This window comes from Microvirga sp. (assembly GCF_014699075.1).
Lineage (GTDB): Bacteria > Pseudomonadota > Alphaproteobacteria > Rhizobiales > Beijerinckiaceae > Microvirga.
Genome location: NZ_JACXAB010000035.1, coordinates 13,025 through 35,120, shown reverse-complemented (window position 1 = coordinate 35,120; position 22,096 = coordinate 13,025). Strand labels below are relative to the sequence as shown.

The window sequence follows — 22,096 nt, the reverse complement described above, 5'->3', positions numbered from 1 at the left end:
CCTAATCCGGCACTATGTTGGAGCGAAGCTGCCGCAGCGGACGGGAGCAGAACAGATCGCCTCCGCCAGAGTTCCTCTCTGGTCCTCAACCCGCCCGGCGGGGAGGCCCTGCTCGAGCTGGCACAGAAAGGCGCCATCTCCCGTGAGTGCAGGCAGATCACAATCTGCGACCGTCCACATTTGGAGACGCAGGCTTGCTCCTATTATCGTGCCATTCGCGCCGAACCCCGCCTGGATCTCAGAGTCTTTCCTTCCTCGTGTCTATCGCATCGTGGCGTATCAGCCCTGCTGCCCGGATTGGCTTGAATGCCTGGGAGAGCAATAGCCACGGACACCGATTCCCGGCCCAGCTGATGTGGCCTCCGCATTGCAAACTGCAGCTGGGATGGAAGGCGCCGCGGAGCATCATGCAACCGCCACCGCCTCCGAGTTGGAACTCTCCGGGCATCTAATGCCGCGCGGCTGCACCAGTCTCCTACAGCAGTACATCCACGGAAAAGGTGTGTGGCAGAATCCGCCGTTGCCAGGAATATCGGCATGGTGCAGATGCCGGACGTGACCTGACGTGATCACCAGCCCAGCGACGGCCACCTGTCGTTTGTCCGCAGTCTCAATCGAAGCGATTGTAAACAAGGAGAAAGTCATCCCTCTCGTGCCGGCTCACACAATCAAGGGCGTGTTCACGCCAGAGATGAAACAAGAGGTGATTGAGAAGGTCGCCGAGGCCATGGTCTCCATCGAAGGTGAAAACTTCACGGTGTGGCGTGGGTCACTATCAACGAAGTGGAGAGCGGTGACTGGGGCGTCGGTGGACAAGCCCTGAAAGCCGATTACGTCCACACTCTGGCCGCCGGCTTAGCCGCCTCCAAGGCCGCGCTGTCTAAGCACCATGGCGGACCGGATGTTGCAGCTCAATTGACCGCATAGGCCGGTGCAAGCTTTGAGTGCAGCCGTGGAGGCAAGGCCTCAATGAAGGAGATGGTCGTCAGTTCGCGACCTTTCGCGTCGGCGATGATGATGATGGCATCGAGATAGTCGCGACCACTTCCCTCCTGGAGGGCCTCAGCCCACATCTCACGGGCTGTTTCCAAGGCTTCGGCGCAAGCCTCTGCTAAGTTGAGGAAATCCTCCCCTTCCTTGTCCTTGGTCAGATGGCCACCGTCTCGGACATGTAAGAAATAACATGGCATCTATAAGGGCCTGTAATGGAGTTCTCGAACAGAACGCAGTGCCCGTGTCTCCGTCCCATGCACGTGTACGGGTGGTGACCGGAAGAGATGGCTTTCTCCAGCGCCGCCACTATTAACTGGTGCATATCCTTGCCCCTTGCTCATCAATTGAACCTGTACCAGATCTGCTCCATTGTCGAATGATGCCAGAGACAGGGCCAAGCAACCAAATCCTGCGCGTGATCCCTCCGGAAATCGGGAGAAACTGCGCCCGCAATTCCACAGCATCAGCTTGCGTCAGGGACAGGTGCTGGCCGATGCGGATCAGGAAATCACAAACGCTTCCTTTCCTGAGGAGGGCGTGGTCTCGACAGTGAGTTGGCTTGAGAATGGCACTGCCGTGGGGTCATCACGGTTCTCGACCGCTAAGGTCTCGAAGAGGCAGCCTGCGAGTGTTGCTGGATCGTCTGGAAGCCTACGAGCAGCGGCTGCCCGGCTCGTCCATCTAAATACCATCTTGGCTGAACTCCCAAACTGAGATGAATGCAAACATCTATGCAGACGGGTTCTCAGGAAGGGAGTAGGCTGATCCAGCGGAGAAGCCAGCCTCTGCTGCCTATGGCACCAAACAGCACAGTGGAGGCGGCCATGACGTCGCAAGCTCTGCCTCAGAACAAGCTGTTGCGGTCGTTATCTCCGGCAAGCTTCCATCACCTGACGCCGCAGCTGAAACCTGATGTGCTCAAGCCCAGGCGTGTTCTCCACCATGCGCGGCTTCCTGTCCAGCAGGTCTACTTCATCGAAACCGGGCTGGTGTCCGTGGCTGTTCCTACGGACCAGAAGAACCACATCGCCGAAGGCCGAGGTTAGTTCGGAGGGGTTCGTCGGCATACCTGTTGCGCTCGGAGTACCAGCCTCGCCGCACCAGCGCGTTGTGCAGGTGGCGGGTAGTGCCTGGGCCATGAGTTCGGTTGACCTGACCCAAGCTATGGAAGCCCTCCCGGAGCTTCGCCCACTGCTGCTGCGCTACATCTACACCATTCTGGTTCAGGCGGCCCCGGTGAGCGCGTGTAATGTGCGTCATCCCTTAACAGGCCGCGTCGCACGCTGCCTGCTCATGGCTCATGATCGTCTGGAGGCGCCCGGCCTCGCTCTCACGCACGAAGCCATAGCCAAGATCCTGGGAGTACGACGCGCCAGCATCACGGTGGTGCTTCATGAACTGGACCAGACCGGAGCCATTCGCGTGGGGCCGCGTCAGATCAGCATCCTGGATCGTCCCAAGCTAGAGAGCCTGACCTGCTACTGCTATGGCGTGCTCAAGGGTGCTTTTCAGTAAACACTACCTGCTTAGGCAGCTGGGCCAAAGACTACAATTTACCTAGCCACCACTCAGCTACACCACCTAGCTACCCATCTTACGCTCGGCTTGCCTCCTTGGATGCTGCTTAAGCGGTACGAAACCGTACCATCGTGCGGAACTGTACCGAGAACAGCCCCATTTCACCAGGCGAGGGTAGGTTGATCAACTGGAACCACCAGAATGAGTTTTCCAAGCGCTTTGACCATTGTCCTGACCTTATCGTCACTGGCCATTGTAACCTTGTGGGCTCTTGTGCTTGCACAACTCTGACGGTGAGGAGATTATGATTGCTCCGCTACATGTCTTGGCTCCAAGTCCATGTAAAGGGTAGGACCGACATGTCGGGCAGTGTCGGACTAGATCTCGTTCTATGCCGTAGATCCGAGTTCGTAACCTACTATTCTGGCATGGCCACTGCCTGCTTGAGCAGAGCGGCTAACCCGGCAACCGAATTCCGGTGCTTCGCGGGTGCAAGGCGCACAAGGGCAAAAGACAGACGTCGCAATCTCGAATTCAACAGCATCTCTGGAAGGTGCATATGATCCGCTCCCTTGCTGTCACCATCCTTTTGGCTTCAATATCCTTTCATAATCCGGTGTCTGCCGCCGAAACAGGTGATCTGGATCAGCTCCGCCAGAAGGCCCTTGAACTCGTCAATGATGAGCGTCGAGAACACGGATTAGAGTCCTTGTCACTAGGCTCACCTTTGAATTCCGCAGCTCAATCCCATGCCGAGGACATGCTGCGGCGAGGCTATTATGCTCATACCTCGCCGGAAGGCGATACGGTCGCAGATCGCTATCTTGAGGCGGGTGGCAGCCGCTGGCAGGTCACGGCGGAAAACATTGCACGCTGTCAGGGCTGTCCTGCACCCCCGACGGAGCAAAGAATAGAGGAGCTGCATCAAGGCTGGATGAACAGCCCGCCCCATCGGGAAAACATCTTGAGACGAGGTCTGGACCGCTTCGGCTTCGGCATCGTCGTGGGCCCGGATCAAACACTCTATGCTGTGCAGACTTTTGCAGGAGCTGGCACCCCCCGGGGAGGTCAGCCGGACGAAGCAGACCTGGTCACAGGGTCGGACGAGCAGACCGCCTTGGCGCTCCAGCGAATCAATAAGGAGCGGCGTGCGAGGAACCACGCACCCTTGAAGGCCGCCCCGGCACTGATCCGCGCCTCGTCAAATCTCTTGCCGAAAGACAGCCAGCCTACTGCCGCGATCGACCTCCAGGGCGATTTATCACGGGCCCTGCCATCAAGCACATTTCAAGATTGGCGGTCGCTCGCAGCGATCATGGGGCGGTGCGGAGGATGCGGAGCGCAGCCGAGCTCGGCCGATATCCGATCCTTCGTGACGCAATGGCTTGAGGATCCGAGTTACAGAAGCCGGCTTCTGGATGAGGATCTCACCCATTTCGGGTTTTCGCTGCAGGCGAGTGGCCATGGCCTCAAGACGGCCTCCGCCGTACTCGGCCAGCGGCGCTAGCACTTTACAGATGAGCAGGTCTCGCACGACATCGGACGACGAGGTCTCCGCCCACACCCCGGGCAGGTGTTGCCACACCCACCAGCCCAGAAGAATGCAACTGACTGCTCAACGGGGACATAAGCCAGCTCAGGGCCGACGACACCACGGTAGAAGGCACGCGACCGAGCGAGATCACAATCATTCAAGTGGGCTTGAAATGGCGAACTTGCCATAGGGAAGCTCCGCCTCATCCAGGCTGCCACAGTGCGTTCAAGTTCGGTGGCCATCCAATGTCGAACCGCGTTACCGAAGGGCTGCTGCCAGATCCGATGCAAATCCGAGATCCGAATTTCTGTCCGCTTCAGGCCTCACTTCGAAACGACCAATCAACAGCGCCGCTCCTGTCTTTCACGCGCTTCTATAGTATGGGTGCGTTTAGCGCCTCCTTTCATTCGAAATCAGGCGCTGAACGGCAGGATCCATGACATAGCGGCTTTGAAGGTCGTCAAAGCGAAAGGAGTTTGCAATGGTACCAGGATTACGGTTATGCCTCTCCATCATGGCGCTCTTAGCTGCGACCGGAGATTCAAGAGCTGACGATGTTACGATCGCGGTTGCGGGGCCGATGACTGGGCCAGTCGCCACTATCGGTGAACAGATCAAGCGCGGTGCCGAGCTTGCAGCCGAGGCCATCAATGCGAATGGTGGCGTCGATGGCAAGACCATCAGAATCGCCATTTTCGATGATGCCTGCGAGCCGAAGCAGGCGGTGGCGGTTGCTAACCGGATTGTCTCCGAGGGTATCAAGTTCGTCGATGGCCATGCCTGTTCCGGATCATCGATTCCTGCTGCCGAGGTTTACGCGGAATCTGGCGTGCTCATGATGAGCCCGGCTTCCAGCGCCCCCAAGTTGACGGATGATGCCGCAGGAAAAGGCCGGATCACGATCATGCGCTTGTACGGTCGTGATGATGCTCAAGGAAAGTTCATTGGTCCCTGGATCAAGGACAAGTTTGGATCCCGGAAGATCGCGATTCTTCACGACAAGAGTGCTTACGGAAAGGGGCTAGCTGACGTCGTGAAAGCTTCGCTCAACAAAGCAGGCGTCCAGGAAGTGCTCTATGAGGGCATCAATCCCGGCGAGAAGGACTACAGGGCCGTGATCAATCGCCTGAAGGCGGAGGGTGTCGATGTTGTTTACTTCGGCGGGTATCATACCGAGGCCGGTTTGATGAAACGCCAGGCTGCTGACCAGAACTACAAGTTTCAGCTGATCACCGGGGATAGCATAGCCACGCCGGAGTTCACATCCGTCGCAGGTCCTGCCGGCGAGGGGACCATCTTCACCTTCCCGTCTGATAATCGCGACAGTGAGGCCGCCCGAAAGGCACTGGAGCAGTTCCGACAGGCTGGCTTCGCGCCGGAGGGTTTCACGCTGTTCTCCTATGCTACGATCCAAGCCCTCGCTGCAGGCATAGACATGGCGAACAGCACCTCAATTGCTTCAGACCAACCAACGCCTAGTCCCGTCGTAACATCAGCGGACATCATCCGTCGCGTACCGTGACTTAACTTGAAGGACATCGGATGAGAGTGTAAGACCTGTGTATGGCACCTCTACCGAGAGAGTGAAGCCGCTATCCCCGACCTTCAGCCATTTCGGCACACGTAGGGTAACGCTGAGGTTCCCGTAGGTATCCACTCGTGCACCTTGCAGGACAAGGTGGTGCTTCGGTGAGCGGCTGTTGCCACCCTTGATCCAGACGCGGGCTCCAGGGGGGAGACTCGACGCCCTGACCATGACCGGTGCACCGGGCGTCAGCGTGGACGGCTCGATGGCGATGGAATGAGCAATCGCGCCCACAACGGGTTCGGCAAAGTCCTTGTCCTCGATATCCTGCGCAAGACTGAGTGCAGTGCCGACTTGAAGGAGGTCAGGATCGCGGATGTGCGGGTTGGCCCCCATCAGAGCGGACACCGTTGTACCGCAGCGTCGTGCGAGGGACGACAAGGTATCGCCGCGAGAAACCAAGACCGCTGAGTCACACTTGTCCGGCCCACGCGCCTGGGCTGCGGAACTCATCAACATGACTCCGAGGGCAAGCGAAAGGCACCCCCCGAGCCGAGTCAAGGGTCTCATCGCTCTGAAGACGACATCTCTCCACACATCCATGAGGGGCGAACGGTCGGGTGACGCTACGGTTCCAAGCGCCTCAGGGCGACAGTTCCTGCTGCACACCGATCAGCTGTTTGTAGTCTCAATCGGGGTTGCAGGCGCTCACAACTATCAGTAAGAAAAGGCTTTAGCCGAACTTCCGGCAAATGGCTTCATCACATTTGGCAGAGGGTGCCTTCCATCGGCCCGTAACCAGCGAGCTAGCATTCTGGAGCGACACCCGGCTCTTCGTTGTTGTTGTCAGGCCCCAAAGCTTGATCGATTACCTTGAGGAGGTCCTCCACTTCAGCTAGTCCGAGCTCCATGGTCACCTGTGCACCGTCCCCGAATTCTATGCACAGGGCCACTGCTCCGCCACTCGGCCAAGCGCGAAACTTGGTGCTGTAAGCTGCCATCGGCAAATTACCTCCGCTCCGGAACAGGATCTGTCCGTGCTCCTCCAAGAGGTGCTCGTTGATGGCTTAAGTTTCATCCACCAGGCGGCAGATCTCAGTCCGCGATCGTACTGAAGCAGCGATCCATGTACCGCCTGCGGGAACCCACGCCTTGCCCTGGCGAATTAACTAACAGAACGGCAGCATTGAAGGTGCAAGTTATGAAACGGGAGCTCAGAGCCAAGCGATGGGTACTGCGTGAGCTGGAGCGCATGGAGCGCGGCCGCAGCGCGGCCGAGCAGCACGGTCGTTGGGATCAGGTCTCGCTGGAGCCGAATGACATGGACACTGCGCAAACGGGCACGGCGTAGCCGAACGCGTAACGTTGGTTAACTCGCCACAAGTCGACACATTTTCCGAACTCAAGAGCTGTGAAGGCAACTCGGGTTATCCTCCTTGAGCAGTAGCGGGGACGCTAGCTCCCGGTCTGCTTTCCCTGCCAAGGCAGTTAATATCCCATCGCGATGTCGCACCCCAATCGCACTTCGTCATCAGTGAACGTTCCTGTCACTACCATTAAAATGTCGCGGGACAGGAATGAGAACTTATAAACTTTCGCGGTTTAGGCCCGGCTGCGCGGCCTCCGACTCTCTTCGACCAAGTTACCGTAAATCAGCCCGGCTACAGCTCCGAACAGCAGGTGGAGAAGGATCGATCCCAGGTTGATCTGCGGCGTAGCCACATGATCCACCGCTGGGATTGAGGCAATGATGAGGAGCCATGCGAGCGCACCAAACACAGCCCCTTTGATCCAGAACGGTCCGGGTAGAAAGGGGCTCAGGAGCGCAAACAGGGCTCCACATATAAATGTCCCGAAGCCGAAGTGCAGAACCCAGCTGAGCCCAACCGGGGTCATCGTGACTCCGCTCACAGCCTGCATCGGGTCAGCAACATTCATGAGGTCGACAGCTGCCGCCAAGAACACAGCTCCGGCTACAGCAGCCGACGCTGCCAGCCCCGAGATGATGCCTTTAGCGATATTAATCATACGACCCGAGAACTCTCTGCTTGCTCTGGTGAGAGCTTGAAAGCCCGATTTGGGCAGGGCACCCAATTCCTCTGCACTGGGGCTCAGGACTTGGCGAGACATATTACATCACTTACGTCGAAGTTCTACTTCATCGAATTTGCTGTTCTGTACGGACCAGTACCGATATCGGCTTCATCTAGGAGCATGATGAATTCCGTGCCATTACAATCACTCTCATCCGCGCACCTCGGACGTCAGCACATCCATTCCCCTTTTGGTTCAGGCAAGGTGCAATTGCCGGCACCTTTCACCGGAGGTGCAGTATCCGTCTTATGATCAATGGCCCAGCCACGGTGAGGTTCAGTGGTAGAACCCTAGAATGCGACGCTGCCGTAGGGAGCAGGTCAGCTCCGGACGCTTCCTACGGCCTGCCCTGCAAACGTCGCGCGGACACTCGACATGCTACTCTGTGAATGCCGGTATGCGACTGGATCGTGGAAGCTGGTAGCGTTGAGCGATACTCATGCCGCGCCGTCCGACCACTTCGGGTGAACATTACTAATTTGGCTGCAGCCGGGAGGATGTAGATGGGCGTGATTGATGTGGACTGGGCTCAAATCGAAGTTGACCTCATCCGAGTAGCTCTAGCTTTTGCCCTTGCATTTCCAATTGCATGGGAGCGAGGTCGGGGGAGGGCGAGTATTGGCCTAAGAACACTGCCGATTGTCGCTATGGCAGCATGCGGGTTTGCGCTGATCATCCGATGGGCTCCTAGTGCAGATGCCGAGAGCCAAGCCCGCGTCCTCCAAGGTATCATCACGGGAATAGGGTTCATCGGAGGGGGAGCGATCGTGAAGCAGGGTACAGATGTGCGTGGCTTGGTTACGGCTGCTAGCATCTGGAACGCCGGCGCTATCGGTGTGGCGGTTGGCTATGGCCGGGCTGATGTCGGAATCGTCCTAAGTATCACAAACATGCTAGTCTTGCTCATCCTGAAGCCGGTGGCGGAGGGGAGGCAAGGAGACGAGTGACAAGGTGAGGCTGAGTAATGCCTGCACGGCGCCGTAGAACCCTTCGGCGCCAGCCGGTGATGCCGCCCAGCGCGTATATTATCTCTTGGGGCCCGGTCGTCCTGAGCCCCGTTCCATTCGAGGGTCACTTAAGAATGTGACGTGGCGCTGGTGGTCTCGCGCCGTCTGGCTATCCCTCGCGTTGGCGGAAGCGGTCACCTTCGAATTCCTCCGTCTGATCATGCAGGAGCACCACGTCCACAGGGAACGGCAGATCAGTCCCTCCCGCGCCTTCCAAGGTTGCCAGGATCGACCGGAAATCCTTGATCGACTCTTAAAGGCGTTCGAGTGTGACCCCGGCATTGGCTTCCATGCATACACCTTTGGATGGTTGTTCCACCGGCCGCCGGCGGGTGTGAAGCGTATTGCTCAGTCGCGATCGAGATCTACAAGCCAGCCTTGCGACGCACCATAGCGGACAATGTCGGAGCGTGTTCGCAATCCTAACTTCTCGGCGGCACGCGCCTTGTAAGTCTCGATTGTTTTAACGCTCACCTCGAGCCGGGTCGCAACCTCCTTGTTGCTATAGCCTTGAGCAGTTAGTCTCAACACATCAGCTTCCCGCTGGCTTAGCGTTTCTAAGCTAGCGGACTGCGCTGATCCTGCTTTGGTGTTGCGCAGCCCATCAGATAGCGCCCGATCTGCAACGGCAGGATCCAAGTAGACGCCACCAGCTGCGACGGCTCGAATAGCGCGTACGAGATCCTCCGCTGCGGAGCGCTTCAGAAGGTAACCCCTGGCTCCAGCGTGCAGGAGAGGCTGGACGTACGCTCGGTCCTCATGAACCGTGAGTGCCAGCAACTTGACCTCGGGACACGAGGACGCCACGCGCTTGGCTAAATCAATTCCGTTTAGGTCCGGCATAGATATGTCGATGACTGCCACGTCGGGTCGCTTGTCGCATATCAGCTGGAGAGCGGCCACCCCGTTCGAAGCCTCCCCGATGAGCTCGATCTCGGGTGCCTCTTGAAGGAGTGCTCTCACTCCAGCAAGAACGACAGGATGATCATCCGCAAGAGCAACTCGGATCTGGGTCATGGTTTCTGCTCATGGTGAGAAAGTGGAATTTGGATAAAGAGTGTTGTTCCCTTGCCTGGCGCGGACTCGATCTCCAAGGTACCACCCACCAAAGACAGGCGCTCGCGGGCACCGGACAGGCCCAGGGGCGGCCCGTCACGCCAGCCCCCTCCCGCAGCAAGCTCAGCTGGAGTGTCAGGTTTGAATCCTGCTCCATCGTCCTCGATGATCATCCGGAGCCTCTGTGATCGACGCTCGACCACCACGCTAACGTTGCGGGCGCTTGCATGCTTTAGAATGTTGGTGAATGCTTCCTGAACGATCCGGTAAACGACCGTTCCGACTTCAGGCGGCAACTGATCATCGACGCCGACGAACTGGATGTCTACTTTGATGCCGAAGCGGTCGCCCCAATCGGACGTGAACGCGATCAGGGCTTGACGGAGGCCGAGGTCATCCAGAGAGGTCGGCCGCAGGTCTGCCGCTGCGCGATGAATGTCGCGCCCAATCTCCGAGGTTAGTGCTTGGAGCCAGCGCACGTGTTCCTGAGCACCACCTCCGTCGACTTTGTGTTCAAGAGCTTTCAAGCCTAAGGAGAGTCCAGTGACAGTTTGGCCGATTTGGTCGTGGAGTTCACGTGCGATGCGACGCTGCTCGTTTTCCTGCGCTTCGGCGAGGCGTCGCAGAAGATTGAGCCGCTCGGCCTGAGCTCGCTTTTCAGGCTCTATGTCGGCAATCACGCCGTGGATTTCAGGAGGCCCCTCAGCCGAGGCATCAAGGGCACGTCCGGTAGCCCTAATCCAGTTAAGGCTCCCATCATGCCGTCTGACGCGGACCTCAACGTTCATTGTAGAGCTATCTTCGAGGCATCGGTGTGCAGCCGCTTGGATAGCGTCGCGATCCTCTTCGTGTATCACCTCAAGAAAGCGCTCTACCGGCACGCAGCCTTCAGGGCCGGAAATGTCTCCCGGTGGTAGATTTAGGATCGTCCAGCACCTCTCCGAACCAAAGAACTTGCCGCGACCGACCTCCCAACGCCAAGTTCCGAGTTCTGCGGCTTCGATGGCAACGGCCCCGCGCTCCTCACTCAGGGCGAGCGCAAGGGAAGCACGCTCCGCCTCAGTTTGCCTGCGTTGGGCAATATCCCGTGCCATAAGGGATGCAAGGAGCAGTGCGAGCAAGCAGCTTGCGACACCCCCGCCGGCTAGAATGTACACGGACCTCAACACAGGGGTGTTCAGCGCATCACTTGGCACGCCTAAATGAACAGACCATCCGCCAGTTTTGGGGAGCGTCCGGTAGACTACCTCCACTTCGACGCCTTCTAGCGTCGGACTGACATAGAAACCTGCCGGAGCTCGCTGGATCGCCTCCCGGAGACCGGGGGCGGCGGGACGCCCAAGCTCTGTCTCCTGAGCAAGCGTCCTGGCTATGAAATTGCCGCGCGCGTCGACGACAGCGCCTACCCAATCGTTAGGAACGCCCGCGCCTGCAAGAATCTCACTTATCGCGTTCGGAATGAAAGAGACAGTGATAACGTAGATTAATTGCCCCTGCCGAACCACAGGAGCACGAATAGCGACCAAGCGCTTTCCGGAGATTGGCCCGACAGGGCCGATGCCCCCAATGGCGGATTGACCGGTCTTGATGACTTCATCAAAGCTTTCCCGGTCAGCCGTAGGGCCGAGCCTCACCCCGAGAGGGCGCAGGAGGTTGACCAGTTGGGTTCCGGAGGGATCAGTAAGCTCGATCGTTTCCCAAAGAGGATGGGTGGCCTTTACGCGCTGCGCTTCCGTATAGAACCTTTGCAGAGAAGGGTCGTCGAGCGCCGTGGAGGCGGCAAGAGTTTCAACAACTTGCAGCTGCGCATCCATTTCCGAAGCTATTCGCTCGGCCACCTGATTGACCGTCTCGAATGCACGTCGCCGCGCCTGTTCACGCTGTTGGTCTGCAGTGATGTAGGCGACCCACCCCCCGAACAGCAGGAGTGGGATGATGGCAGCAATGAAAAGGGACACCAAGGGGCGTCGGCTGAGCCCAAGCGAAGACCTGAGCTGGCGGCTCAAAGGATCCGTATGGTCCTGCTCCTCCGGCCGTGGTCCGGCGGGGTTGTTGTTGCGACGCATCATGCGATCCTTGATCTGGCACTGCAACCAGGGCGGGTGTCGCTGACCTGGGTACACCAAACCGCCTTCTTTCCAAATCGTCTCCTATCCTGCCTATGATGTCATCTTTCTTCCTTACACGCGTGAAGGGGATTTCCGACGTGTGAGTCAGGAAAAACCTGACAGCCTTGCCGCATCGCCCGACTGTCAATCCCGGACCCCTTCCGCAAAAGTACAGCCATTCGCGGTTGCTCCCGAGTGACCTGAGCTGAAACCGACGACAACCTGACCGTTAAGACAGGAGTCCGGAAATGTTTGCCCAAACGGAAGAGCTTAGCATTAGCAGTCAAGGGCCCCTCAGGCCAGCTGCCCTCCTCAAGTCGCATCACGCAACACTCGGCCGGCCGGATGAGGGCCCGATAAGAAATGGATTGTTGAATGCGCTGCCCGTCGAGGTTCTCGAGGAGCTGCAGCCTTACCTAGAGCGCGTGGTGCTCAAGCGTCGGCAGGTGCTGCATGAACGTAACCTGCCGATCGCGCATGCCTATTTCATCGAGAAAGGACTTGCGTCGCTCTTGGCGCGAGTTGGCGATCAAAGCACCCTAGAGGTGGGAACCCTCGGGCATATGGACTTCGTTGGGGTGCCTCTTGTTCTTGGAACTGCACGGACGCCATACAGATGCGTCGTGCAGGTACCTGGAGAAGCCCTCCGTATCAGGGCAGAAGATCTGCGTCGCGTACTGAGCGGCATCCCGACATTGAACCAGCTCCTGCTGCGCTACATCCAAGCCACGACGGTACAGAGCACACAACTCGTGGTCTGCAATACTCGGCACACCTTGAAGCAGAGGCTCGCTCGCTGGCTGCTGTTTGCTCATGACAGGGTCGATGGAAATGAGCTGCCACTAACCCACCAGTTCCTCGGGCGCGCTCTCGGCGTTCGCCGGGCAGGCGTGACAACCGCGATGGGACGAATGGAGGAGACCGGCCTGCTCCATCGCGGGCGCGGACGGATTGTCATCCTGGACCGCGCCGGCCTTGAGGAGGAGGCTTGTGACTGTTACCGCACTCTCCGAGCCGAGCATGGGCGCATCGTATGTGACGAGATCGCTGCGCCTCCACTCTATGCTGCCTGTCAGTAGCAGGTAGTTGGGCAAGGAGCTCGTTTGCCCGCCGCGCATCAATAGTTATGGGATCCACCGGGCTTCTTCGACGAGGCGATGCGGGGCGGCAAAGAGAGGATACCAACGCACCCTACCTGTGCCGAGCGAGATTGAGCCGTGGGTACGTTGCCGTACCCAGAAAATCCGATGCAGAGCCGTGCGGGACAACTGCGGTCCGTCAGGTCCGTTCTCTTGTTTTTACTGGAAGCGGGAAAGCCATTCTCCCGACAAATCATGGAGGTAACGATGCTTAAATCTTCCTGGGCAAGGATCTGTGCGAACATGGGCGCACGGACGATACCCTTCCTTGGTGCAGCAAGTCTGTCACTGGTCACCATATCGTTCGCTGGAGCTCAGGCGCCGACAGCTACTCCGGCCCCCTCGCCACCAGCGGCCCAAGCTCCTTCCAGTCCGCCACAGGCCAACCCCCAGCCCGCACAGCCTGGGATTCGGACTGTCGACCCGACCACCGTTAGGTTGACATTCTACACCGTCCAACCCGTCGACATGCTTGTTTCCAACCTCCTCGACGCCGACGTCTACAACCTGCAGAATGAGGAGATCGGCGAGGTAGAAGACGTCATTGTTGACGAGGGGCGGGTCATTCGCGCTGTCATCATCTCAGTCGGCGGCTTCCTCGGTCTCGGTGAGCGCAATGTAGCGGCTGATCCTGGATCTCTCGTTCTGATGCGCGAGGCTGGAGGGGAGATCAGAGTCGTCGCCAACACGACGCGCGAGGATCTCCAGAATGCACCCGAGTTCAAGTTCGAAGGGAACATGAGCCGGTGACGAATATCAGGCTCGCACCAAGCAACCGGTCGAGCTCTTCATCGCGGTATAATGCCCTGCGTTCAAGAGGATGACGTGTCGTTGAGTTGCCGCGGAAAGTCGTTGGCGAGAGCTCCGATGGAACAGACGATCCTGCAACCCGGCGAGACCTGCTGGCGCATTGCGAAGGCAAACCGGTTCGCTCTGATCATCGATGCGGCATCGTACTTTGCTAATCTGCGAAGGGCGATGATCCGCGCGCGCCGCTCGATTTAGCTGATCGGCTGGGATTTCGACACACGTATCCGGCTCGATCAAAGCGCCGAGGACGAGTGGCCGGAAAGGCTCGGACCATTGCTAAACGCCCTTGTGGAGAGGGGCCCGAGCTAGAGGTTCAGGTTCTGAAATGGGACATCGGTGTGCTCCAAACTCTCGGACGTGGCGCAACACCTCTGTTCATCTTGGACTGGATGGCCAGCAAACGTGCCCATTTTCGGCTCGACCATGCTTATCCGGTGGATGCTTGCCGCCATCAAAGATCGCTGTGATCGATGATATGCTCGCCTTCTGCGGTGGTATCGACATTACTGTCGGTCGGTGTGACACTCGCGAGCGCCGTGAAAAGGATCCACACCGGACAAATCTATGGGGATTCATGCAATCCCCTTGGCACGACGCGACCGCCGCTGTCGACGGAGAGGCTGCGTCAGCGCTCGGCGACATGGCTCGCGAGCGTTGGAAACGGGCCACTGGGCAGGATCTTGCTCCGCCCCAAGGCGTCCACCAGATCTTGCCCAGAGACCCTCTCTCCCACTCTCGAGGATGTCGAGCTAGGTATAGCTCGTACGCAACCTGCCTATAATGGACAATCGGAAGCGCGAGAGATCGAAGCTCTCTACCTCCGTACGATCGGCAACGCAAAGGACGTCATTTACGTAGAAAGTCAGTTTCTCGCGTCTCATGCCGTCTGCGACGCTTTGGCTGCGCGCTTGGAGCAGAGTGGAGGTCCGGAGGTCGTCATCATCGTGCCTCTGACAGCTGAAGGACGGCTTGAGGAAGAGACGATGGGGACAGCCCGTGTGTTCATCGCGCGACGGTTGCGCCAATCGGACGGCGACAACCGGCTATGCCTGCTCTATCCCACGAATGCGAGCGGAACACCCATTTATGTGCATGCCAAGATCATGATCGTTGATGACCGCTTTCTACGTGTCGGCTCATCCAACCTCAACAATCGTTCCATGGGGCTCGACACCGAGTGTGACATTGCGGTGGAGATCCGGCCTGGAGTGCGGAATGAGGAGGTCATGCGAGCCGCGATCCGCGCCGCTCGCAACGATCTTCTCGCAGAACATTTAGGTGTTGCACTCAACATTGTGAAAGACTTGTACGAAGCGGGCCGAAGCCCGGTCCAGATCATCGATCTTCTAGCAAGGTCCAATGGAAGGTCTCTCCATCATCTCCCATTGCCTGACCTCAATCCAGCTGAGGAACAGATCACCGCTAGCCAATTCTTAGATCCCGAAAAACCCGAAGCAATGTTGCACAAGTTGCTGCGGCTGACATCGTGATCGGTGCCCGCAGCCCAGCTAAGAGGCGAGCAGAGGTAGTATTGGCAATCACGTGATTGATCGAATGGTCCTCGGACCAAGCGGCCTTCAATCATCAATCGGCGCCAAGCCCTGCTAAAAAGCTGACCCTGCAAACTGCTTCGGGTCAATCCGAAGGCCTGCGGCCTGGGCCTGAGAGTCCGTCACGAACGGCAACCCGTAGTAACTCGCGCCTGGATCCCACCGGCCAGTCGTGCCGGGATAAGGGAATGCATAAGTGCCGCCCATGGAGGCAGCGTCGCGACTGATGAGTACGGCAATAAGGCGTCCACTTATGTCGAAGACGGCATCCGACACATAGCCGTAGCCATAGCCAGTCTGCAGGCGAGCATAGTCCCCGAGGAGTTCCGTCAGGCGGAACTCGCGCGGAACGGTCGAAACGCCCTCTGACCCTGGGAAGAGACCATATTGCGGCTTCTCGCTGTTGTCGGCCAGCCCAGCTTTGATACCGTCCTGACCCGGCGTGAGATCCACCTCGCCCCACGGAATGCGGTAAACCGCATCCGGAATGCCGAGGGCGCCACCGCCTTCCATCACTATAGCAGCAAGACGGCCGTCCGCGTCGACGATAAGGTCGCACACGGTGCCGGCCGCATCGCCACTTTTACGCACGACTGCCTGCCCGAGCAACCGCTGCGCCCGCCAGCCCTTGTACAGGGCATCAGGTGAGAGCTGGCTGACCTGCCCTTCGAGTTGGGGTTGGACGGCTGGGTTTTGCTGCTGCGCCAATGCCGGCGATACAAGCATTGCCGCCATGATAGTTAAAGCTTCAATCCGCGAGAGCGTCATGTCCAATCCTCATCGCAAGCGCTAGTTGCCAGCATTGATAAGGTGAAGAATGACCGGATCGCGGTCCAAGTTCTCTGCTAGGTTCGGCAGCGTACCGAGACTCTTCACCATGTGCGACACAGGAGGACGACAAGACGAAACGTCTGCCTGCCTCTCTCGTTCATAGAATTCGAAGAAGGGACATCACGGTGATCTGTGAGGTGCGAGCAGCAGCGATCGACCCGTTTTCAGGCCCTGAATACGGCGGTGATTACGAACACTTCATCTTGTCGTAAGGACACCGTCACACGCGGTCCCCCATTTCTTCCGCATCCGGGGCATGTCCCCGACGAGCTGATGGAGAACGCAGCAATGAGAAACCACTCTTCCCTTTCGACTGAGATGCCGCAAGGCAGGCGGCAGGCGCCTAAAACCCGATCCGCTCTCCTCGGTGCAGTAGCACTCGCAACCCTTGCCAGCACGGCCGGAGGCGTTGTGCTGCCCGCCTTCGCCCAAGCGCCGCAGACGATCGTCGCCCCGCAATCGACTCTGCCGTCCTTCGCCGACGTGGTCGATCAGGTGAAACCTGCCGTCGTGTCGGTACGGGCGAAAGCAAGCGACGCCAAGGAAGCGCAGGTTAGCGGTAATCAGAGGGGCGGCCCCAACTTCAATCTTCCTGACTTTGGACTGCCGGACGATCATCCCTTTCAGGAATTCTTCAAACGCTTCCGCGGCGAGGGAGGTCAGAATGACAACCCGCGTTTTGGGCGACCTGGTCCTCGCCAGGGCGTTTCACAGGGATCCGGCTTCTTCATCTCGGCCGATGGCTACCTTGTGACCAACAACCACGTGATCGACAAGAGCTCCGAGGTCGAGGTGCTCATGGATGACGGCCGCACCCTCCCGGCCAAGATCATCGGCACCGATCCGAAGACTGATCTTGCCCTGCTCAAGGTCGAGGAAGGCGGGCCGTTCAAGTTCGTCGAGCTCGCGCCGGAAGTCCCGCGCGTTGGCGACTGGGTCCTTGCCGTCGGCAATCCGTTCGGCCTCGGCGGCACGGTGACGGCGGGCATCATCTCGGCCCGCGCCAGGGACATCGGCGCCGGCCCTTATGACGACTTCCTCCAGATCGACGCGCCGGTGAACCGGGGCAACTCCGGCGGGCCTGCCTTCAACCAGAAGGGCCAGGTCGTGGGCGTGAACACTGCTATCGCCTCGCCGTCCGGCGGCAACGTCGGCATCGCCTTCGCGATTCCGTCAGAGACCGTTCGCAACGTGGTGGCCCAGCTCCGGGAGAAGGGCACCGTCGAGCGGGGTTACGTGGGAGTCCAGATTCAACCTGTTACCAAGGATATCGCCGCCAGTATCGGGCTCGACAAGAGCGAGGGCGCCATCGTGGCCCGGGTCGAGGAGGGCGGCCCCGCAGCCAAGGCCGGCATCAGGACGGGCGACGTCATCGTCTCTGTGAACGGCAAGCCGGTGGAGGATGCACGGGACTTGTCACGGATGGTCGCCTCCTTGAACGCCGGCTCGACCGCCAAACTACAAGTCTGGCGAGACGGTAAGAGGCAGGAAATCGGCGTCACAATCGCCAAGATGTCCGGCACCTCAACGGCTGCATCGGACGCGACACAAGGTACCGAGATGGGCAAGCTCGGCCTGAGCCTCGCACCGGCAAGCGACGATAAAAAGGGTGTTGCAGTCGTCAGCGTGGAGCCTGGCAGCCCGGCAGCCGAGAAAGGCCTTCGCACCGGTGATGTGATCAAGGAGGTTGCGGGTCAGCCGGTACAGACGCCAGCGGATGTGAAGGCGGCACTTGAGGCAAGCCGCAAGGATGGCAAGAAGAGCGTGCTGTTTCTTGTAGAGGCCAGCGGAGGCACCCGCTTCGTCGCGTTGCAGGTCCCTGCAGCCTAACGTCCACGGATCGGAGTACCCCGGGCGGCAGGGCAGATCGCCGGCACGCCCGGGGTGTTTGCTTTTCGTAAGAGGAGATCGAACATGACGCTGAAAGTTGCTTAGTTCTGTAGCCTCTTCTTCCCGGCCTTCGTTGAGCGGATTGCTTGCTCATCTCTACGAGCTGCTACACGAGATCCGGTGCAGCAGCTTGCCCCAATCTCTATTCGGCACGCTGCCGGACCTCTGGCTGGCGGATGTAGCGCTTGCTGGAGGGATCCTCACGAGGATTGCTGTACCGGCTTGCGGTAGGCCACTGAAGCCGTCAGGAGCCGTGCGGCTAAAACCAGACATGCGAGCAGATAAACGAGGGTAGCCGGCACCCACATGATCAAACCAGCGAGTTGCTGGTCGGCAAGCGGGCTAAGGCTCCAGCGTTCCGGCTCTTGTCGATACCACGGGTAAAGCAAACTCGGAGAGAAAGTGATCAGGGCGCCGAGGAAGCCGCCGTGGATCAGGGTCAGGAAGCCTGCCGCGATACCAGATGGTACGGTCGCGGTGCTCCGCCCCGCCCTGGCAAGGCTCTGCCAAAATAGGATCGCAGTTGTGAAGAAGGTGATGTGCTCTAACGCGTGAATGGCCTCGTTTCGCAGTGCGGCTTCGAAAAGCGCGGGAGCATGCCAGAGCCACAGCGCAATGCCATGGACTGCACACGCTGGAAGCGGGCGGATCAGGAATGTGGTGTGCTTCGCAATCGTGCGAACGCCGGACTTGCGTCCCAGTGCGCACCGCATCCTTCTCGGCAGTGACCACGGTAGAGCCGCTCCGGGAAAGCCAACCAGCAGGAGCGGCGGTGCCACCCCTACGAGGAGAATGTGCTGAACCATGTGGGCAGTCAGCAATGTATCGCCGAGGGGATCTAGTGGCGAGACCAAGGCTATGACAAGGATGGCTCCTCCGCCTGCGTAGGAAAAGACGCGGGCAGGGGAGATGCCGCGACCCAGACCTGCATGGCTCCAGATGCTCCTGACTCCGAGACCGTAGAGTCCGAAGGACACCATCAAAGAGATTACGACCCATGGCTCCGCAGACCAGTGAGACCACACGTTGCCGGGACCTATCGCTTCTCCGCTACCATGCGCGGAGGCAGGGATTGGCAGCAGGAGCGTCAGCATAGCTGAAGTTAGAGCGGTTCTCATGGTAGAGCGTATCCGCAAGGCGGGACCACCAACGCCGGGATACCATTCCACGCGACGGCAATCAGAGAGAGAGCCGCGACGGTAATAGTGGTATATCGCATGAAATCGTTGACAGGCTTCTGATCCCGCAAGGCTCGGGCCGGTCCGCGCCGCCAAAAAGCCAGCAAGAGTACGACGATTGTCGCGGCCAATGCGACCAGCGTCAAGACACTAACCGTCAGCGGTACGACTCCGAATCCCAGGTATCTCAGGCCCGCGAAATGCCGCGCGCAGGCCATCGCGTTGAAGATGTACACGAGGCCGAAATGTGCGCCCCAGATGAGGAGCCCGCCGACCATAAACAGCGATTTGCGGATGAAGTCTGTGTCGCCCATCAGTGTTACCCCAGCAGCCGCGGGAAGGCGTGGATGATGAGAAGCGCGACGAGGCCCTGCGCAACACCGTAGTGCCAGAACAGCTGTGTGTTGTCGAAAGTCGATCGCCGTACACGGTTCAAACAGCCGGCTAAGGATCGGACGACAGTGTAGAGCCCCATGATCGCCAGGACTGCGACGAGAAAGCCTTGGTAGGAAGCCAGAGTGTAGACGACTGCACCATAACCGGACTCTGAGGGACGCAGGCCCGTCTCCAGCTGCCCGAGGACCTCGAGCGCAATACCCCCAATGAACAATGGAACGGCCAGAACGAGAGCGATGCGGGTCGGCCAGGCACTCCGCTCTGGCACCAGGGATAGTTTTCTCCCTGCGAGCCAGACGAGAAGGCTGCTTGCAACGAATAGTGCCGCGGCTCCAATCGGCCACCATATCGCGGGTAGCGCTGCTGCCGACAAAGGCCAGGTGCGTGGGCTGATCGTCCAGAGGAAGAAATACGAAAAAACGATGCACCCAAAGACCATGCCTGCCACGATCATCAGGATGATCATCGCCCACCAGGAATGGTTCATCGGCCCCGTGGTATAGGTGGGGAGCTTCAGTCCACCTCCAATCTCGATCTCACCGACTTCAGCAGGGCCTGGATCGCTGTCCCACAGCCACCAGATGACAAAGACGACCGCAAGGACGCCACAGACAAAGGCAGGCGTGTAAAGCTTGATCGTCAGCCCAATGAAAAATGCTGCCGTGAAGAAGGCTGCAAAGACTGTGCGCCAGCTCGGTCCTGGGATCTGCAGCACATACTGCGGCCTTGCATCGATGGGGCTGGTGACGATAGTTTCGCGCCCACCGGTCTGTGCGCCAGGCAGGTAATACCGACCGGCTTCGACATCATCAGACAGGTTGGGCTGGTCCCACAGCGGTTCGCGGCTGGTGATGACGGGAATGGAGCGCGTCTGATAATTCCCGCTCGGAAGCCATTCCAGCGTGCCGGCGTTCCAGAGATTGCCCAGATCGCCTTGGTAGGGCCGGAAGTTCTTCGCCAGATCGATGAGGAAAACCAGCACGCCTGCGCCGATCGTGTAGGCGCCAAACGTCGAGATCAGGTTGAACGGCCCCCACCCCATTTCCGCGATATAGGTATAGGTGCGCCGAGGCATGCCCATCAGGCCTGTGATGTGCATGGTGAAGAAGGTCACGTTCACGCCGATGAAAATGAGCCAGAACGCCCATTTACCAAGCGTCTCGGACAAAGGGCGCTGTGAGGCGGTGGGGGCCCAGTAGTAGAAAGCGGCGAACATGGGGAACACCATCCCGCCGATCAGAACGTAATGGAAATGCGCGACGATGAAGTAGGTGTCGTGCGCCTGCCAGTCGAACGGCACCATCGCCACCATCACACCTGTCAGGCCGCCGATAACAAAGATGAACAAGAAACCAAGGATGAAATAGGTTGGCGTCTTGTTCTGCACCTTGCCGGACGCGATGGTTGCGATCCAGGCGAAGACCTGAATTCCGCTTGGAATAGAGACCGCCATGCTCGCAGCGGAGAAGAAGCTCAGGGAAAGCTGCGGCAGCCCGGTCGTAAACATGTGGTGAACCCAGAGGCCGAAACTGAGAAAGCCCGTTCCGATCACGGCAAGCACGACCAAACGGTAGCCAACGAGAGGCGTCTGCGCCATGGCTGGCACGATCATCGAAACCATGCCTGCGGCGGGAAGGAAGATGACATAAACCTCCGGGTGACCGAAAAACCAGAACAGGTGCTGCCACAGCAGCGGGTCACCGCCCTTCTCAGCGATGAAGAAGGGCCAGTGGAAGGCGCGCTCGAGTTCTAGGAGCAGCGTTGCCGCGATGATTGCCGGAAAGGCCACGATCACCATCAGGGCGAAGACCAGCATCGCCCAGGAATAGACCGGCAGCTTGTCGAGGCTCTGGCCCGGGGCCCGGGTTTTCAAGACACCGACGATGATCTCGATCGCGCCTGCAATGGCCGAGATTTCGATGAAGCCGATGCCCAGGAGCCAGAAATCGGCATTGATCCCTGGCGAGTAGATGTAGCTCGTAAGCGGGGGGTACATGAACCAGCCGCCGTTTGGCGCAAGACCGAAGAAGAGGCTGCAGAAGAAGGCGAGCCCGCCGAAGAAATAGGCCCAGAAGGCATAGGCCGAGAGCCGCGGAAACGGGAGGTCGCGGGCAGCCTGCATGTTGGGCAGGAGAAAGACACTCAGAGCCTCCACAACCGGCACGGCGAAGAGGAACATCATAATCGTGCCGTGCATGGTGAAGAGCTGGTTGTACAGCTCGTGCCCGATGAGTCGGAGCTCCGGCTGCGCCAGTTGCGTGCGCATGATCAGGGCCAAGGCGCCCGCCAGAACGAAGAACAGGAACGCGGTGCCGACATACCAGACGCCAACATAGTTGTTGTTCACGGCGGAAAGAAAATGGATGCCCTTCGGCGGCTCCCAGATCCGCTTGAGCTCCTCAAGCTCGCCTTCCGGGCGTGGGGCTGGATTGGGCATCCGGACCGCCCTGCTTTCCTGCCGAGCGCG

The 22,096-nt window shown here is 59.0% G+C and carries 20 protein-coding genes; 11 read left to right on the top strand and 9 right to left on the bottom strand.

Translation table 11 applies throughout. The annotated features are described in order from the left end of the window. The first annotated feature begins 565 nt into the window (after nucleotides 1-565). On the top strand, nucleotides 566-823 hold the full coding sequence (locus IC232_RS32140; protein ID WP_210335499.1) for a hypothetical protein: 258 nt from the start codon (nucleotides 566-568) through the stop codon (nucleotides 821-823). 88 nt (nucleotides 824-911) lie between these two features. On the opposite strand, the gene IC232_RS33390 is transcribed toward IC232_RS32140, so the two are convergent. Next, nucleotides 912-1,190, bottom strand: a complete 279-nt coding sequence (locus tag IC232_RS33390; protein WP_409564966.1) for a DUF6894 family protein — start codon at nucleotides 1,188-1,190, stop codon at nucleotides 912-914. A gap of 627 nt (nucleotides 1,191-1,817) precedes the next feature. Here IC232_RS33390 and IC232_RS24945 point away from each other — a divergent pair. From IC232_RS24945 to IC232_RS24930, 4 genes are all read left to right on the top strand, one after another. Then, on the top strand, nucleotides 1,818-2,039 hold the full coding sequence (locus IC232_RS24945; RefSeq protein WP_190847658.1) for a hypothetical protein: 222 nt from the start codon (nucleotides 1,818-1,820) through the stop codon (nucleotides 2,037-2,039). Nucleotides 2,040-2,130: 91 nt separating this feature from the next. After that, nucleotides 2,131-2,508 carry a Crp/Fnr family transcriptional regulator gene (locus IC232_RS24940; RefSeq protein WP_190847656.1) on the top strand — a complete coding sequence of 126 codons (378 nt, stop codon included), beginning with the start codon at nucleotides 2,131-2,133 and terminating at the stop codon, nucleotides 2,506-2,508. 562 nt (nucleotides 2,509-3,070) lie between these two features. Then, on the top strand, nucleotides 3,071-4,018 hold the full coding sequence (locus IC232_RS24935; RefSeq protein WP_190847654.1) for a CAP domain-containing protein: 948 nt from the start codon (nucleotides 3,071-3,073) through the stop codon (nucleotides 4,016-4,018). 508 nt (nucleotides 4,019-4,526) lie between these two features. Continuing rightward, nucleotides 4,527-5,567 (top strand): branched-chain amino acid ABC transporter substrate-binding protein, encoded by a 1,041-nt coding sequence (locus IC232_RS24930; RefSeq protein WP_190847653.1) that lies wholly within the window; start codon nucleotides 4,527-4,529, stop codon nucleotides 5,565-5,567. Here the strand turns inward: IC232_RS24930 and IC232_RS24925 are convergent. Both IC232_RS24925 and IC232_RS24920 read right to left on the bottom strand, forming a co-directional pair. Further along, the gene (locus IC232_RS24925) at nucleotides 5,538-6,083 is read right to left on the bottom strand and encodes a LysM peptidoglycan-binding domain-containing protein (RefSeq protein ID WP_190847652.1); all 546 of its coding nucleotides are present in this window, start codon (nucleotides 6,081-6,083) and stop codon (nucleotides 5,538-5,540) included. The genes IC232_RS24930 and IC232_RS24925 overlap by 30 nt on opposite strands. Nucleotides 6,084-7,172: 1,089 nt before the next feature. Continuing rightward, nucleotides 7,173-7,664: a DUF6789 family protein gene (locus tag IC232_RS24920; RefSeq protein ID WP_190847651.1), complete on the bottom strand. Its 492-nt coding sequence runs from the start codon at nucleotides 7,662-7,664 to the stop codon at nucleotides 7,173-7,175. 503 nt (nucleotides 7,665-8,167) lie between these two features. Here IC232_RS24920 and IC232_RS24915 point away from each other — a divergent pair. Then, nucleotides 8,168-8,611, top strand: a complete 444-nt coding sequence (locus IC232_RS24915) for an MgtC/SapB family protein (protein ID WP_190847650.1) — start codon at nucleotides 8,168-8,170, stop codon at nucleotides 8,609-8,611. A 408-nt stretch (nucleotides 8,612-9,019) separates the two neighbouring features. Here the strand turns inward: IC232_RS24915 and IC232_RS24910 are convergent, their stop codons facing one another. Then, nucleotides 9,020-9,688, bottom strand: a complete 669-nt coding sequence (locus IC232_RS24910; RefSeq protein ID WP_190847649.1) for a response regulator transcription factor — start codon at nucleotides 9,686-9,688, stop codon at nucleotides 9,020-9,022. After that, a complete protein-coding gene (locus IC232_RS24905) occupies nucleotides 9,685-11,796 on the bottom strand; it encodes an ATP-binding protein (RefSeq protein WP_246812395.1) in 2,112 nt (703 codons plus the stop codon). The genes IC232_RS24910 and IC232_RS24905 overlap by 4 nt, the downstream gene beginning before the upstream one ends. A gap of 410 nt (nucleotides 11,797-12,206) precedes the next feature. Here IC232_RS24905 and IC232_RS24900 point away from each other — a divergent pair, with 410 nt between their 5' ends. The 4 genes from IC232_RS24900 to IC232_RS32130 all read left to right on the top strand — a co-directional run bounded on the left by IC232_RS24900 (nucleotide 12,207) and on the right by IC232_RS32130 (nucleotide 15,274). Continuing rightward, on the top strand, nucleotides 12,207-12,914 hold the full coding sequence (locus tag IC232_RS24900) for a Crp/Fnr family transcriptional regulator (protein ID WP_190847648.1): 708 nt from the start codon (nucleotides 12,207-12,209) through the stop codon (nucleotides 12,912-12,914). A 267-nt stretch (nucleotides 12,915-13,181) separates the two neighbouring features. Continuing rightward, nucleotides 13,182-13,724 carry a PRC-barrel domain-containing protein gene (locus IC232_RS24895; protein ID WP_190847647.1) on the top strand — a complete coding sequence of 181 codons (543 nt, stop codon included), beginning with the start codon at nucleotides 13,182-13,184 and terminating at the stop codon, nucleotides 13,722-13,724. A gap of 117 nt (nucleotides 13,725-13,841) precedes the next feature. Next, entirely contained in the window at nucleotides 13,842-13,979 is a 138-nt protein-coding gene (locus IC232_RS32135; RefSeq protein ID WP_210335498.1) for a hypothetical protein, read from the top strand. A 275-nt stretch (nucleotides 13,980-14,254) separates the two neighbouring features. After that, on the top strand, nucleotides 14,255-15,274 hold the full coding sequence (locus IC232_RS32130; protein ID WP_246812394.1) for a phospholipase D-like domain-containing protein: 1,020 nt from the start codon (nucleotides 14,255-14,257) through the stop codon (nucleotides 15,272-15,274). A 114-nt stretch (nucleotides 15,275-15,388) separates the two neighbouring features. Here IC232_RS32130 and IC232_RS24885 read toward each other — a convergent pair whose 3' ends face one another. Then, nucleotides 15,389-16,069: a PRC-barrel domain-containing protein gene (locus IC232_RS24885; protein WP_190847646.1), complete on the bottom strand. Its 681-nt coding sequence runs from the start codon at nucleotides 16,067-16,069 to the stop codon at nucleotides 15,389-15,391. Nucleotides 16,070-16,453: 384 nt separating this feature from the next. On the opposite strand from IC232_RS24885, the gene IC232_RS24880 reads away from it, so the two are divergent. Next, a complete protein-coding gene (locus IC232_RS24880) occupies nucleotides 16,454-17,995 on the top strand; it encodes a Do family serine endopeptidase (RefSeq protein WP_246812393.1) in 1,542 nt (513 codons plus the stop codon). A 260-nt stretch (nucleotides 17,996-18,255) separates the two neighbouring features. On the opposite strand, the gene IC232_RS24875 is transcribed toward IC232_RS24880, so the two are convergent. The 3 genes from IC232_RS24875 to IC232_RS24865 form a co-directional block, all read right to left on the bottom strand. Continuing rightward, entirely contained in the window at nucleotides 18,256-19,035 is a 780-nt protein-coding gene (locus IC232_RS24875) for a cytochrome c oxidase assembly protein (RefSeq protein WP_246812396.1), read from the bottom strand. Nucleotides 19,036-19,169: 134 nt separating this feature from the next. Further along, nucleotides 19,170-19,547 (bottom strand): hypothetical protein, encoded by a 378-nt coding sequence (locus tag IC232_RS24870; RefSeq protein WP_190847643.1) that lies wholly within the window; start codon nucleotides 19,545-19,547, stop codon nucleotides 19,170-19,172. Between the two features lie 5 nt (nucleotides 19,548-19,552). Next, nucleotides 19,553-22,066 carry a cbb3-type cytochrome c oxidase subunit I gene (locus IC232_RS24865; RefSeq protein WP_190847672.1) on the bottom strand — a complete coding sequence of 838 codons (2,514 nt, stop codon included), beginning with the start codon at nucleotides 22,064-22,066 and terminating at the stop codon, nucleotides 19,553-19,555. Nucleotides 22,067-22,096 lie beyond the last annotated feature (30 nt).